Raw genomic sequence first — 14,124 nt, forward strand, 5'->3', positions numbered from 1 at the left:
CGTCTTTGCCATGCTGCAACGCCATAGAGATTGAATTTTCGTGCGGCCGTTCGAGGCGAGGTCCGTACATGTTGCCTTAATGCCGCCCCAAAAGAACCGCACCAGCGCCCTTGGCCGCCCCCGACCGCGCCGCGATCGGCGGACAGCATCGATCGTGACCCCAATCAATGGAGGATCGGTCAGATGCAGGTTCAAACTTTCAGCTATCCAACACAGGCGCACCGGACAGCGACGCGCGACCGCATCCTGGTCCGCGCGGTTTCGGTCCTGTGTTTCGCGATCGTCCTGGCGGCGGTATGGCTGGCGCTTACCGCACAGGCCCGGGCGGAAAGTGTCTCTTCCGATGACGGTCTTTTTCTGCGGCCGATGACGCAGGCGGCGGAGGATCAGACCTACCGGGCGGCCCCGCGCCTGGCCCAGACCATCCGTCTGGATATTGCCGGCGTCGTGGCGCGGGGATCAGTGTCGCAGCTCTTCCGAAACGACAGTTCGAGCTGGGTCGAGGGCCGCTACAAGTTTCCGCTGCCCAGCGACGCGGCGGTCGACCGGCTGCGCATCCGGGTGGACGACCGCGTCGTCGAAGGGGTGATCAAGGAACGTGAGGCGGCGCAACGAACCTACGACCAGGCACGGGCGGCCGGTCAGACGGCGGCGCTGCTGTCCGAGGAACGGCCCAACCTGTTCACGATTTCTCTGGCCAATATCGGTCCGGGAGAGGTGATTGCGGTGGATCTTGAATTCCAGGCCAAGGTCGAGCGTGAAGGGGATGCGTTTGAGTTCCGGATGCCGCTGGTCGCCGCCCCGCGCTACCTGCCGGAAATGGAACTGTCGTCCATCGACCACCCGGCCCTGCGTGCGACCATTGCCAAGCAGCTTGAAGAGGCCGCGCGTCTGGGTTTCCCGATCGACCTGTCGCGGCAATCCAATCGGACGGCGCTGGAAGTCGCGCTGGATGCGGGGGCTGAAATCGCGTCGCTGGAAAGCCCGACCCATGACCTCGTCGTCTCGCGCGAGGTGCAGAAATACCGCATCGGATTGCGTCTCGGCGACGTGCCGGCGGATCGTGACATCGTCCTGCGTTGGTCGACGGAACGGGGCGACATGCCCGGCGCCGCCCTGTTTCACGAATCCAGCAACGGTATGGACTACCTGCTGGCCATGATCAGTCCGCCGGACGCCAGGATCGCCGAAGAAATGGACCGCCCGCGTGACATCACCTTCCTGATCGATACCTCCGGTTCCATGGGCGGGGAATCGATGCGTGCCGCCAAGTCTGCCCTGGCGGAGGCGGTGATGGGGCTGGGACCGGCAGATCGGTTCGACATCATCGAGTTCGATAGCCGGTTCAGCCGCCTGTTCGGCAGATCCCGGGCCGCGGACCGCACCGCCGTGGAGGACGCTCTGCGCTTTGTCTCCGGCCTGGTCGCCGGTGGCGGGACGGAAATGGCTGGGCCGCTACGTGACGCGATGAGCGACCGTGCCGATCCGGGTTACCTGCGCCAGGTCGTGTTCCTTACCGACGGACAAGTCGGAAACGAAGACGCCCTGTTCCGCATGATCGAGGCCAATCTGGGCGACGCGCGCCTGTTCACCGTCGGACTGGGCAGCGCACCCAATGATTGGTTCATGCGCAAGGCCGCCGAACTCGGCCGCGGCCAGACCGTGTCCATCCCGAACGGGGACAATGCGGCGGAGCGGATGGCCCGGTTCTATCGCGAGATCGAACAACCGGTCGTGGTCGATGTGGCGATCTCCCCCGGTGCCGGGTCGGCCGAGATCTATCCGGACCGCGTGCCGGATCTGTATGCCGCCAAATCCCTGATGATCCCGATTGCCGTGGACAATTGGGACGGCAGTCTGACCGTTTCCGGCACGACGTCGAACGGGCCATGGCAGGTCCGCCTGGACCGGAGCGACCTGCGCCCCGCGGCCGGTGTCGCCAAGCTGTGGGCCGAGGGCAAGGTGGAGGCGATCCAGGCGGACCTGCAGGGCGGCGAAATGGATGCGGAGACCGGCCGCCTGGCGGTTCTGGATGTCGCGATCCCGCATCGCCTCGCGACCCGTTTCACAAGCTTCGTCGCCGTGGATGCGACGCCGCGCCGGCCGGAAGGCGAAGTGCTGCGCGAAGGCGTCGTGCCGAACAACATGCCTGACGGCATGACGATGGGCAGCCTGACCGGCCCGGCCGGGGCGACGGGCTGGGAAGCGGATGTCCGTATCGGCCTGATGCTGATTGCGGGATCGCTGTTGCTGCTGCTTCTGTCGCGCCGGCTGTCCGGCGCGCGTAACCGGAGGATCGTGTGATGATGCGGATACGCTGTGCAATTTTCCTGGCCGGCATCCTGGCGGCCATGGGGGTATGGCAGATCGGGCAGTCTGCGGTGGTGCTCGCCAAGGCATGGCTCGCGCCGGTCCTGATCGAACATTCCTGGGCGAAGGCGGAAGCCGGGGCGACGGGGGATGCGCTGCACCCCTGGCCCTGGGCGGATATGGTCCCGGTGGCCAAGCTTCGCTTCCCCGACCTTGCGGAAGAGCGGATCGCCTTGTCCGGCGGCAGCGGCAGCGCCATGGCCTTTGGGCCGACCCAGATCCCGCAGGCGCCGCTGCCGGCCTTTTTCGGGCATCGCGACACGCATTTCACGGTCCTGCGCGATCTTGATGTCGGGGACGAGATCGAATGGCAGGCCATCGGGGAACCCGCGCGATCGTATCGAATCCTGGAAACGGCGGTATTGCACAAGGACCAGATCCGGGTCCCGGCGTCGGAAGACGGCGGAATGATTGCCCTGGTGACCTGCTGGCCGTTTGATGCGGTCGATACGGGGGGCGCGATGCGCTATGTCGTGCTGGCCCGGCTTTCAGAAAACCCGGGCGTGGGCCAGCTGGCAGCCCTGCCGGCCTCACAAGTCGATCAGACCGCGAAATCCTCTTCGCCGTAACCCTGATAGAAGGCAAGGGCGGTCATGTCGGCATGTTCGATCCGGAACCGCGCCTGGGCCCGGACGATGGGCTTCGGGTGAAAGCCGATCCCCAACCCGGCGGCCAGCAGCATGTCCAGATCGTTGGCACCGTCGCCGATGGCCGCGCCGCCGTCCAGGCCGACGCCCTGCTTCTCGCAAAGCGCCGTCAGGATTTCCAGTTTCGTCGGGCGACCGACGATGCGGCCGGTCAATGCACCGGTGAATGTGCCGTCGGGGGCGATCTCCAGCGTGTTGGCGGCGTGCTCCTGAAATCCCAACTCGGCATGCACGACCGACGTCGTGAAGGTGAAACCGCCTGAAACCAGGGCGCAATGCGCGCCATGCGCAGCCATCGTCTTGACGGCACGTTCGGCCCCGGCGGTGTGAACAACCTTTTCCATCACGACCGTCATGGCCTCGCGCGCAGGATAGCCCTTCAGCAAGGCGACACGGGCGCGAAGACTTTCGACGAAATCCAGTTCGCCGTCCATCGACCGCGCAGTGATCTCGGCGACCTTGTCCCCGATGCCCAGTTCGGCCGCCAGGGTGTCCAGCGTCTCGATCCGGATCATGGTGGAATCCATGTCGGCGACCAGAACCTTCTTGCGACGGCCGCCGGAATGCTGAACCGCGCGGTCGATCCCGGACAGGATGTCCAGATTGTCCAGTGCCGCGGCGACCGCATCGGTCTTCGCACCGTCCACGACGAACTCTGCCGCCCAATTGGCCGACAGGGTGCGGATTTCGGTTGAAGGGACGCCACCGGCCTGCGCCGCCGCGTCGCGGGCGGCGTCGATGTGGTCCGATGTCAGCGAAGTCGTGTCGCGGTCGGCGACGAGCGTAACGGTGATTTGCATGATGCCATGCGGTTACCGGACAGATCGATGCGCGGCAAGCGCCATTTACAGGACGCGTTGCCGCAACATGATCCCGATCGCCCTAGTAGACGCCGTTTCCGTCATCCGGCGGGTCGTCATTGCCGCTATAGATACCGCTGAAGACACCGCCGAGAAGGGCGGCATTGTCATCGGCCGGCGCATCGTCGTCATCGTCGCTGTCTTCGGCATCATCGTCGTTGTCCGACGCGCCTTCGTCGTCGGATTCCTCCGGATGCAGGAAGTTGTCGAGCAGGTTCTGGGTGTCGTCCACGGTTTCGCCCAGGTTCAACTGCTCCATCATCGACGGTTCGTCGTCATCTCCGACGCCTTCATCGTCATCTCCGACGCCTTCATCGTCATCTTCACCCAGCGCGATATCGTCTTCGCCATCGTCATCGGCGACATCTTCAACGACTTCGTCGTTGGTATCGTCGCCAAAGCTCAGGCCATTTTCGACCGTCAGCGGGCTGTTGACCGCACTGTCCTCCGGCAGATCGTCCCCGCCGAACATGGGGCCGTTGTCGTCGTCATCCAGCGGGTCGTCGTCGCCAATTCCTCCCTGCGGTAGTTGTGGCGCGGCGAGATTGAACACTTCTCCATCACCTTCGCCGGAATCATCGTCGCCCGATGTCTCCGCGCCAGCCTGGGCGGAAACTGGGCCGGTATCGTCGTCTGCATCATCATCGGAGCCGCCGCCCTCCGGGGCGTCGCCGGCAAGCACCGTTTCGACATCTTCGACGGGGTCGTCCAGCGTTTGGACCAGCGGACTGTCATCGACGCCCTGATCGACTTCTTCGCCGTCCGGCGCGTCGCCATCATCGTCAAGCGGCGCGGCAATGGCGCCTACACTGTCATCATCATCGTTGTCGGATGATGAGCCGGCGAGAGCGTCTCCGTCATCCGAGGTGTCGTCCAACTCGTCGAGTGTCTGAACCAGCGGTTCGTTGGCAACGGCATCTGACTCGTCATCCACCGACCCGTCGTCATCGCCTGCTGGCGAGATCGCGCCAAGGATAACGCCGTCATCATCCTCGTCGTCGCCATCGTCTTGGTCAGACCCGCCGGCGACAAGCTGCCCGGCGCCGCCAACGACGTTGTCCATGGAATCATTCAGATCGTCGAGCGTCTGGACAGGCGGTCCTTCGACGCTGTCATCGTCATCATCTGCTGACGTCGCGGCGCCTAGGCTAATGCTGTCGTCATCCGCATCGTCGACGTCATCATCGTCTTCGGACAATTCCCCGGCGACAAGCTGTCCGGCCCCGCCGATGACGTTGTCGAGGGAATCATTCAGATCGTCGAGTGTCTGGACGGGCGGTCCAACGATGCTGTCATCCTCGTCGTCGTCATCATCCGACTCATCGTCGTCGTCTGCTGTCGGTGCGGCGTCGAGGCTGTCATCGTCATCTTCGTCGTACGACTCATCGTCATCGTCTTCTGATGGCTCGACCCCAAGGCTGATATCGTCATCACCCTCATCTTCGTCATTGTCATCCGATGCGCCGGGTCCGGTTGCCCCGTCGAACAGGTCCGGGTCGAGAACGGGCTGCGGCGGGGGCGGCGGTTCGGCGAGGATCGGATCCGGTCCCGGCTCGGGGATCGGGTCGATGCCTAGGGTGATGTCGCCATCCGGATTGGTCAGGCCCGGCGGCAGATCGGGCGGCAGGACACCAAGCCCGATATCCGGATTGTCTTCGGCCGCGTTCGATGGCGGAGTCGGCAGTTCCGGGCCAGGGATCGGACCGGTCTGCTCGATATTGCCCAGCGCGTCGATCACGCCCGGGTTCAGATCCGCGGCGATGATATCGTTCTGGAAGGTGTTGGGGGCATCGCGGACGCCGTCCTCTTCCTCCTCTTTCTCCTCCTGCCGGCTCCGGGCCTGTTCGTAAATCCGCGTGGCGTCAGCCAGGGAGATGTCCAGGTCGATCACGGTGCCGCTGGGGCCGACGAACTTGCCGGCGGCCAGGTCGGACGCGCTGATCTCCACTTCGGTGCCGTCCGCCATGCGCACGACCGCCCGGTCCCCGCCGGCGGCGACGTCGATCTCGGCGACCTCCTCGGCGGCGCGATCCATTTCGGCCTCGTTCAGCGCCGCAAGGTCCTCTTCGGAAAGCTCCAGCTCCAGATCAGCCATGTCGACTTCCTCAAGGATGTCGACACCGCCAACCGTTTCCGATTCAGCGACGTCGATTTCCTCGGAAATGTCGATGTCGTCGGCTGCCCCTGTCGGGTCGGCTGCCGCCTCCTCGACCGCGTCCGATCCGCCGCCATCCTCTTCATTGTCGGAACGGGACCGTCCGCCCGAGGGATCGGCGCCGATGGCACGAACCGTGTCGGCAATATCGGCGCGCAATTCCGTCGGGTCGATCGTGCGCGGGGCGGTCGGCGCGATATCGCTGCCGCCGATGTCGACGCGCTGAAACGCATCGAACATGATCTGCAGGCCGGACTGGTTGAAAACGGCGATTTCCCCCAGCGTGCCGTCGGTATCGGGCAGCAGGGTGACTTCCGTCTGGCCGTCGGGCCCGACATCGCCCGCCACCGTGGTGCCGCGCACGCCGATCGTGGCGACCGGAGTCTGGACCGACATTGCGTCGTCGCCGGTCTTGGCGATCATGCCGCTGACAAAGGCGAAGCTGCCCTCGGCGACATCGATCAGCGATGTCCCGGTACCGGCAACTGCGTCGTAGACGAAGGTGTCCAGCTCCATTCGCCCATCCTCGCCCAGCGAGAAACGGCTTTCGTCCTGGAAGCGGATGCCGACGGTGGAATCATCGCCGGTGGTCAGGATGTCGTCCTCGAAGACGGGATCGCCGGCGCTGAGTTGCTCGACCGTTCCATCCGCGCGTTCGACCGTCACCGTGCCGGTGGAGGTCATGACGAAGCCGATTGGATCGCCGCCTGACTCTCCGCTGGCCTGGACAATCTGATTGCCCGAACCATCGTATAGGACGTCGTCGCTCATCGGCTCTTTCCCAACTTGTGCTTGAACAGTCTCCGCTTTTACTGTCGATCCCCGACCTCTATGGCGGTACAGTTACATGCACATTTCCAAACATCAGTGATGCCTGTCACATCTGGACCAGTTATATGAACCATTCCGTAAACGTAGCGTTAATTTTTGCCGGAATTCTGGGGGTTTCGCTGTTTTTTGGCTCAAATACCACTGATGCGGAGTCGCTGGAGTCTTTCCACGACTGTGACGGTTGTCCGGAGATGGTGGTGATGCCGGTCGGCCGGTTCATCATGGGCCGAAATGCCCCCGACCGGGAGGAGGAGGGCCCGCCGATTCAGGTCGAAATCATTCGTCCCTTTGCGATTGGCCGCACGGAAGTGACCTTCGATGAATTTGCGTTATGCGTCGAGGAGGGCGGCTGCGCGGAAATGCCGTTCGACCGGCGCTGGGGCATGGGGGATCGGCCGGTCATCTATGTGACCTGGCAGGATGCGATGGACTACGCCGCCTGGCTGGCGCGAAGGACCGGGAAAGCCTATCGGCTGCCGACCGAGGCCGAGTGGGAGTTTGCCGCCCGTGGCGGCCGTCCTGCGCCCCGCAATGTCGAGGGGCAGGTAAACTGCTACGAATGCTGGGACGGATGGTCCCACAAGTCGGAACCGGTGGCGCAGTTTCCGCCCAACGGGTTCGGCCTCTACGACATGCTGGGCAATGTCATGGAATGGACGCTGGACTGCTGGCGCCCGCGGCACGACGCGCCGCCGATACCGCAATCGGCGGAGTGTGAGGAGCGAACCCGGAAAGGCGGATCGTGGTATTTCAAGCCGTCCGTCGCGACGCCGACCTATCGATACGGTGCGAAGGTCCAGCACAAGGGCTACGACATCGGATTCCGCGTGGTGGTGGAACTGGAATGATCGTCTGCCCCGTCGTTTTCGGCCCCACCGCTTCCGGCAAGTCGGCCGCGGCGGCGGCGATTGCGCAGGCCTTTGACGGCGTCGTGATCAATGCCGATTCCATGCAGGTCTATCGCGACCTGCGCGTGCTGACGGCGCGGCCGTCGGAAACCGAAGAACGCGTTGTGCCGCATCGGCTGTATGGCGTTCTCGACGGCGACGAAACCTGCTCGGCAGCGGATTGGCGCGACATGGCGGTGCGGGAGATCGAGGCCGCGTCGGCCTCGGGGAAGGTGCCGATACTGTGTGGCGGGACCGGCTTCTATATCAGGGCGCTGACCGAAGGCCTGTCGCCGATGCCGGTCGTGCCCGAGGCCATTCGGACCCGTGTGCGCCAGGAAGTAGGGGCGGCACAAGGCACATCCGCCTGGGACCGGCTGGAATCCATCGACCCGACCGCTGCGTCCCGGATCGAACCGATGGACCGGCAGCGGATCTCCCGCGCCCTGGAGGTCTTCGAAGCCACCGGCAGGCCCTTGAGTGCCTGGCAGGCACTGCCGCCCGACGGGCCTCCGCCAGGGGTCGTATTCCTCAAGATCGCGCTGTGGCCGCCGCGCCCGGAACTGGTCGCGCGCTGTGACCTTCGGTTCGACATGATGATCGCGCAAGGGGCGCTGGCGGAAGTCGAGGCCCTGCTGGCGCGCGGTCTGTCGACGGAAAGACCGATCATGCGGGCCGTCGGGGTGCCGGAACTGGCCTCCCATCTTCGCGGCGAACTGGACCTGGAGGATGCGGTGGAGGCGGCAAAGGCGGCGACCCGGCGCTATGCGAAGCGCCAGGTGACATGGATGAAGAGACAGTTTGTTGCTGAATTTGTATTCAAGGAGACATTTTCGGGAAGTTTAGAGGGTGCAATTTTTTCATTTATTGAAGAAAACGGGTTGATTCGGGTCTGACACCTCCCTATTGTGCGCTGCACGCGGACGGGCCCGGCCGTAGATCGACTGGGCCCGTTGGCGTCTGAATATCCTGGCGATGTCTGGTTGGGCCCCGCATTTTGGGGGCTTTCTCAACAGGGCACTTTGGGTAGCATCCTACCGACGCCCGCCTCGCGGCGGACGACGGAAAACTGTCGGCCGGAAATCCCGGTCGGCGTTGTGAAACAGACGAATGCGATTGAAGGACGCGTGAAACGATGTCGACAAAGCAAATGACCGGCGCAGAGATGGTGATCAAATCTTTGGCGGATCAGGGCGTCGATGTCGTATTCGGCTATCCGGGCGGCGCGGTACTACCGATCTACGACGCGCTGTTCAAACAGAACCACATTCGCCATGTCCTGGTGCGTCACGAGCAGGGTGCCGTGCATGCCGCGGAAGGATATGCCCGATCCACCGGAAAGCCCGGTGTGGTGCTGGTGACGTCAGGTCCCGGCGCGACCAATGCGGTGACCGGCCTGACCGACGCCTTGATGGATTCCATTCCGATCGTATGTCTGACCGGACAGGTGCCGACCCATCTGATTGGCAACGACGCCTTCCAGGAATGCGACACGACGGGCATCACCCGGCCGTGCACCAAGCACAACTACCTTGTGAAGGACGTCAACAAGCTGTCGCGCACGATGCATGAGGCCTTCTATGTCGCGACTAGCGGCCGTCCCGGCCCGGTGGTCATCGACCTTCCGAAGGATGTGCAGTTCGCGACCGGCACGTATGAGATGCCGAAATCGGCCGCGCACAAGACCTACAAGCCGACGGTGAAGCCGGCGCGCGACCGGATCGAGGCGGCGGTGGATCTGCTGCTGAATGCCAAGCGGCCGATCGTCTATGCCGGCGGCGGTGTCATCAATGCCGGTCCGAACGCGTCGCAGCTGCTGACCGAATTCGTGCGCATGACCAACTATCCCTGCACGCTGACGCTGATGGGGCTGGGCGCATTTCCGGCCAACGAGCCCCAGTTCCTGGGCATGCTGGGCATGCACGGCACCTACGAGGCCAACTGGGCGATGCACGACTGCGATGTCATGCTGGCCGTCGGATCGCGCTTCGACGACCGGATTACCGGGCGACTGGACGCGTTCGCGCCGAATTCGACCAAGATCCACATCGACATCGACCCGTCCTCGATCAACAAGAACGTGCGTGTCGATCTGCCGATCGTCGCGGATGCCGGCTATGCGCTGGAAGACCTGATCAAGGTCTTCAAGGCGCGTCAGAAGAAGAACGACGCCGCCGCGATGGATCGCTGGTGGGGCAAGATCGACGAGTGGCGCGCCATCGACTGCCTGAACTTCAAGACCAATGACGACGTCATCAAGCCGCAGGAAGCGATCAAGCGCCTTTATGAAAAGACACAGGCAGACGGCCGTGACACCTTCATCACGACCGAGGTCGGCCAACATCAGATGTGGGCGGCCCAGCACTTCCATTTCCAGAAGCCGAACCGGTGGATGACCTCCGGCGGCCTGGGCACGATGGGCTATGGTCTGCCTGCCGCCGTCGGTGCGCAGATGGGCAATCCCGACGGGCTGGTCATCGACATTGCCGGCGAGGCGTCGATCCTGATGAATATTCAGGAACTTTCGACGGCGGTTCAGTACCGTCTGCCGGTCAAGGTCTTCATTCTGAACAACCAGTATATGGGCATGGTGCGTCAGTGGCAGGAACTGCTGCATGGCGGCCGCTATTCCGAAAGCTATTCCGAGGCCCTGCCGGATTTCGTGAAACTGGCCGAGGCATACGGGCTGAAGGGACTGCGGGCGGAAAAGCCGGACCAACTGGAAGACGTCATCGACCAGATGCTGGCCCATGACGGCCCCGTCATCGCCGATATCTGCGTCGACAAGGCGGAAAACTGCTTCCCGATGATCCCGTCGGGCGCGGCCCATAACGACATGCTTCTGGGCCCGGTCGAAGAGGGCAAGGATGCAATCGGTGCGGCCGGCAAGGTCCTGGTGTAAGTAGAAGAAGGCGGGTGGATTATGCCGGAAGGAACATTTGGTATGGCGAAGTCTGGAACCGTGGGTCAGCCGGGGGCGGCCTATACCTTCGTGAAGTCGGACGAGACGGTGCGGCGGCACACATTCGCGGTCATCGTCGATAACGAACCGGGCGTTCTGGCCCGAGTGATCGGGCTGTTCTCGGGCCGCGGCTACAACATCGAAAGCCTGACCGTGTCGACGGTGACGGAGGACGAAAGCGTCAGCCGGATCAACATCGTCACGACCGGGACGGAGATGATCATCGAACAGATCAAGGCGCAGCTTGAACGCCTGGTCCCGGTTCACAATGTGCACGACCTGACGCTGGAAGGCGCCCATGTCGAGGTCGAACTGGCCCTGGTCAAGGTCCGCGCCAAGGACCATAACCGCAGGGAAAGCCTGCGCATCGCGGACGTCTTTCAGGCCAAGGTCGCGGATACGACGCTGGAAAGCTTCGTCTTCCAGATCGAGGGCACGACCGACAAGGTCGACAGCTTCATCGAACTGATGCGCGCCCTGGGCGACACTGAAATCGCCCGCTCCGGCGTCATCGCCATCGCCCGCGGCGCGGGGATTGTCGAGGTCTGATCCGGGCGACGAATCCTAGAAAACAAGTTTTCAGTGCTGAAGCGGCGAGACTCATGGGTCTCGTCGTTTTTCTTTGTTTGCGTGCTGTACAACGAAAGGGCGAATAAATACACGTTCTGGAATAAATCTTAAGGTATTAAATTTTAGAATATGATACCCTGAGAAGCAAGGTGCGGGGGAGGCACCTGAAAGACGAAACAGGGGGGCAAGATGAGACAGCAAGGATTCTTCAGGTCGGCACACATTCTGCGCGCGACAATTCGGCCGATTGCGGCGGGTGCGTTAATGCTGCTCGCCGCCGCATGTGCCGGACCCACAAACGAGCAATTTGCAGCGGTTGCACAGTCCGGGATCACGTTTACGACCCAGATTCCGTCGGTGTACCGGTATCAGATCGAACGTGAGATCAATGAGGAGTCGGCACTATTTGAACAGTCGCGTGCCGGTGTGGTCGGTTCGCCGTCGGCGCTGAGCGCCATGCGAGACTCGCTGGAAAAGCAGAATGCGATTTTCTTGAAGCGGCGACTGGTTCTGGCAGAACTCTCAGCCCAGTCAAAGGCGCTCAGAAAGTACTTTGTCGCGCTGAATGCTCTTGCCCTCGGTGCCGAAGGCGACGCCGCCGCCAAGGCAGCTGCCGATGCGGCACAGGGGGTTCAAGGTCTCGTCAATCGAGCTAAGGGGCTGGAAGTCGGCGGAAAGGAAATCCAGATCAACGGCATCGACATATCCCAGATCATATCCGGGGTTTCCTCTCTGGGGATCGATCAATTGCGCAACGCCAAGCTACGCGAGAATCTCGAGAAGTACGGGAACAACGTTCTCGCTCTCATCGCGGTTCAGCGCGAAGCCCTGAAGGAAATCAACAAGACCAATGTCGAGACCGCCCAGGAGGATGCGTTAGCGACCTCTGTCGCCGAATTTGGCGACGCGTCGAGCGCTCTACCCGCGAACTGGGGTGAGAACCGCATCAAGTCGCTTCTCTACGAGGCGCCGGCAAATCCGGTTTCCTCCGCCTTGGCGTCGGCAATCGCCCTTGAAGATGCGGTCCGGGCGCTGGCGCGCAACGACGCTACTTCTCTTGATCAACTGGAGAACGCGGTCGCGCTGACGTCGGCGATTTTCGAGGTACTGGACATCTGACGGGAAAAGGCGGGTCGAGACCCGCCCAACCGTATTGAGGGGGAGCAGACATGCCAAATGGAGTGAACGCAAACATTATTTCCGAAGCCGAGGCCGCTGCACAGAACGGCCGGCTCGACGCGGCGCTGACAATTCTGATCAAGGCCAGGGCATGGCTGAAGCAGGATCAAAACATCAGCAGTTTGCCGGCGGACGAACAACCGAAGGCACTGGTTCTGCGTATGCAGATTGGTAACGCTATTCTGGAGCTCAAGAACCGCCAGATCGAAGAGCTGATCGGCGAAAGTAAGGATGACCTGGACCGTATCGAGGATGCGACCAAGGAGGTACAGGAGACAATCGGTGACATTCAGCAGGCCGCCCGATTTCTGGAGGCTCTGACCAAAATTGTTGGACTTGTAACCAAGCTGTTCTGAACGGGGCACCAAAGATGCCCGGGCATTCCGAAAAAAGACGCGGAAGCAGGTTGCTTCCGCGTCTTTATCTTTTCAGTGCCTTTGGGTCGATCAGATCAGGCCGTCGGCGATCATGCGTTCGGCGATCTGGACCGTGTTGAGCGCGGCGCCCTTGCGCAGATTGTCGGAAACAACCCACATCGAGATGCCGTTGTCGATGGTCGAATCCTCGCGGATGCGCGAGATGTAGACGGCGTCTTCACCGGCGCATTCTTCCGGCGTGACGTAACCTTCATCCGCGCGGTGATCGACCACGACGCAGCCCTCGGCATTGCGCAGAAGTTCGCGCACTTCGTCGGCGCTGGCTTCCTTTTCCAGTTCCAGGTTCACGGCTTCGGCATGGCCGATGAAGACCGGAACACGCACGCAGGTGGCGTGAACCTTGATCTTGGGGTCGAGGATCTTCTTGGTTTCCACGACCATCTTCCACTCTTCCTTGGTGGCGCCGTCATCCATGAAGACGTCGATATGCGGAATGACGTTGAAGGCGATCTGCTTGGTGAACTTGTGACGTTCCATCGGATCGTTCACGTAGACCGCGCGGGTCTGGTTGAACAATTCGTCCATGCCGGCCTTTCCGGAACCGGAAACCGACTGGTAGGTCGACACGACGCAGCGCTTGATCCCGAAAGCCTCATGCACCGGCTTCATCGCCACGACCATCTGGATGGTCGAGCAGTTCGGGTTGGCAATGATGTTCTTCTTGCCGAAATCCTTCAGCGCATGCGGGTTCACTTCCGGCACGACCAGCGGCACGTCGGGATCCATACGGAAGTGCGAGGTGTTGTCGATGACGACGGCGCCGGCCGCAGCGGCTTTCGGTGAGTATTCCGCGCTGACCGATGCGCCGGGGGAGGAGAACACGATATCCGTGCCCTTGAAGTCGAAATGTTTCAGCGCCTGGGCCTTCAGCACCCGGTCTTCGCCATAGGACACTTCCTTGCCGATCGATGCTTCGGATGCCAGCGGCACGATCTCGTCCGCCGGGAAGTCCCGTTCAGCCAGAATCTTCATCATCTCCTGGCCGACATTGCCGGTGGCACCGACGACCGCAATCTTGTAACCCATCTGTGTTATTCCTTTCTTTTTCTATGCGTCCCGCGGGCGGCGGTCCTCATTCTCAAAGTGGCTCTGGTTCAGAGTCGTCCTGGCCCGCATACGCTTCGGGCCGGGGTGACCCCGGCCCGATGAAGCGATCTCGCTATAGTCGGTTGCGCGGGGTCCGCCTAGACACCGGTCGTGGTTTTCGTGGTGGTTTTGGTCGTCAT

The 14,124-nt window shown here is 62.4% G+C and carries 11 protein-coding genes; 8 read left to right on the forward strand and 3 right to left on the reverse strand.

Going from position 1 to position 14,124, the window contains the following annotated elements:
• The first annotated feature begins 183 nt into the window (after positions 1 to 183).
• A complete protein-coding gene (locus R8L07_14710) occupies positions 184 to 2,304 on the forward strand; it encodes a marine proteobacterial sortase target protein (protein ID MDW3206785.1) in 2,121 nt (706 codons plus the stop codon).
• Positions 2,304 to 2,939, forward strand: coding sequence for a sortase (locus R8L07_14715; protein ID MDW3206786.1), 636 nt, complete (start codon positions 2,304 to 2,306; stop codon positions 2,937 to 2,939). Before R8L07_14710 ends, R8L07_14715 begins: the two co-directional genes overlap by 1 nt.
• Here the strand turns inward: R8L07_14715 and serB are convergent.
• A complete protein-coding gene (gene serB / locus R8L07_14720; GenBank protein MDW3206787.1) occupies positions 2,912 to 3,817 on the reverse strand; it encodes a phosphoserine phosphatase SerB in 906 nt (301 codons plus the stop codon). The genes R8L07_14715 and serB overlap by 28 nt on opposite strands.
• 82 nt (positions 3,818 to 3,899) lie before the next feature.
• Complete coding sequence (locus R8L07_14725) at positions 3,900 to 6,803, reverse strand: FecR family protein (protein MDW3206788.1); 2,904 nt, start codon at positions 6,801 to 6,803, stop codon at positions 3,900 to 3,902.
• 251 nt (positions 6,804 to 7,054) lie between these two features.
• Here R8L07_14725 and R8L07_14730 point away from each other — a divergent pair, with 251 nt between their 5' ends.
• From R8L07_14730 to R8L07_14755, 6 genes are all read left to right on the forward strand, one after another.
• Positions 7,055 to 7,711, forward strand: coding sequence for an SUMF1/EgtB/PvdO family nonheme iron enzyme (locus tag R8L07_14730; protein ID MDW3206789.1), 657 nt, complete (start codon positions 7,055 to 7,057; stop codon positions 7,709 to 7,711).
• The gene (gene miaA / locus R8L07_14735; protein MDW3206790.1) at positions 7,708 to 8,646 is read left to right on the forward strand and encodes a tRNA (adenosine(37)-N6)-dimethylallyltransferase MiaA; all 939 of its coding nucleotides are present in this window, start codon (positions 7,708 to 7,710) and stop codon (positions 8,644 to 8,646) included. The genes R8L07_14730 and miaA overlap by 4 nt, the downstream gene beginning before the upstream one ends.
• 239 nt (positions 8,647 to 8,885) lie before the next feature.
• On the forward strand, positions 8,886 to 10,652 hold the full coding sequence (locus R8L07_14740; GenBank protein ID MDW3206791.1) for an acetolactate synthase 3 large subunit: 1,767 nt from the start codon (positions 8,886 to 8,888) through the stop codon (positions 10,650 to 10,652).
• A gap of 42 nt (positions 10,653 to 10,694) precedes the next feature.
• Entirely contained in the window at positions 10,695 to 11,261 is a 567-nt protein-coding gene (ilvN, locus tag R8L07_14745) for an acetolactate synthase small subunit (GenBank protein ID MDW3206792.1), read from the forward strand.
• Between the two features lie 285 nt (positions 11,262 to 11,546).
• Positions 11,547 to 12,401 carry a hypothetical protein gene (locus R8L07_14750; GenBank protein MDW3206793.1) on the forward strand — a complete coding sequence of 285 codons (855 nt, stop codon included), beginning with the start codon at positions 11,547 to 11,549 and terminating at the stop codon, positions 12,399 to 12,401.
• Positions 12,402 to 12,451: 50 nt separating this feature from the next.
• The gene (locus tag R8L07_14755) at positions 12,452 to 12,817 is read left to right on the forward strand and encodes a hypothetical protein (protein ID MDW3206794.1); all 366 of its coding nucleotides are present in this window, start codon (positions 12,452 to 12,454) and stop codon (positions 12,815 to 12,817) included.
• Positions 12,818 to 12,907: 90 nt separating this feature from the next.
• Here R8L07_14755 and R8L07_14760 read toward each other — a convergent pair whose 3' ends face one another.
• Positions 12,908 to 13,924 (reverse strand): aspartate-semialdehyde dehydrogenase, encoded by a 1,017-nt coding sequence (locus R8L07_14760; GenBank protein MDW3206795.1) that lies wholly within the window; start codon positions 13,922 to 13,924, stop codon positions 12,908 to 12,910.
• Positions 13,925 to 14,124 lie beyond the last annotated feature (200 nt).

It is taken from the genome of Alphaproteobacteria bacterium (assembly GCA_033344895.1).
Lineage (GTDB): Bacteria > Pseudomonadota > Alphaproteobacteria > UBA8366 > Aestuariispiraceae > Pacificispira.

Excerpts from the sequence above, each read along its gene's own strand:
- R8L07_14710 (MDW3206785.1), top strand. The coding sequence starts at position 184 with ATGCAGGTTCAAACTTTCAGCTATCCAACACAGGCGCACCGGACAGCG.
- R8L07_14715 (MDW3206786.1), top strand. The coding sequence starts at position 2,304 with ATGATGCGGATACGCTGTGCAATTTTCCTGGCCGGCATCCTGGCGGCC.
- serB (MDW3206787.1), bottom strand. The coding sequence starts at position 3,817 with ATGCAAATCACCGTTACGCTCGTCGCCGACCGCGACACGACTTCGCTG.
- R8L07_14725 (MDW3206788.1), bottom strand. The coding sequence starts at position 6,803 with ATGAGCGACGACGTCCTATACGATGGTTCGGGCAATCAGATTGTCCAG.
- R8L07_14730 (MDW3206789.1), top strand. The coding sequence starts at position 7,055 with ATGGTGGTGATGCCGGTCGGCCGGTTCATCATGGGCCGAAATGCCCCC.
- miaA (MDW3206790.1), top strand. The coding sequence starts at position 7,708 with ATGATCGTCTGCCCCGTCGTTTTCGGCCCCACCGCTTCCGGCAAGTCG.
- R8L07_14740 (MDW3206791.1), top strand. The coding sequence starts at position 8,886 with ATGTCGACAAAGCAAATGACCGGCGCAGAGATGGTGATCAAATCTTTG.
- ilvN (MDW3206792.1), top strand. The coding sequence starts at position 10,695 with ATGGCGAAGTCTGGAACCGTGGGTCAGCCGGGGGCGGCCTATACCTTC.
- R8L07_14750 (MDW3206793.1), top strand. The coding sequence starts at position 11,547 with ATGCTGCTCGCCGCCGCATGTGCCGGACCCACAAACGAGCAATTTGCA.
- R8L07_14755 (MDW3206794.1), top strand. The coding sequence starts at position 12,452 with ATGCCAAATGGAGTGAACGCAAACATTATTTCCGAAGCCGAGGCCGCT.
- R8L07_14760 (MDW3206795.1), bottom strand. The coding sequence starts at position 13,924 with ATGGGTTACAAGATTGCGGTCGTCGGTGCCACCGGCAATGTCGGCCAG.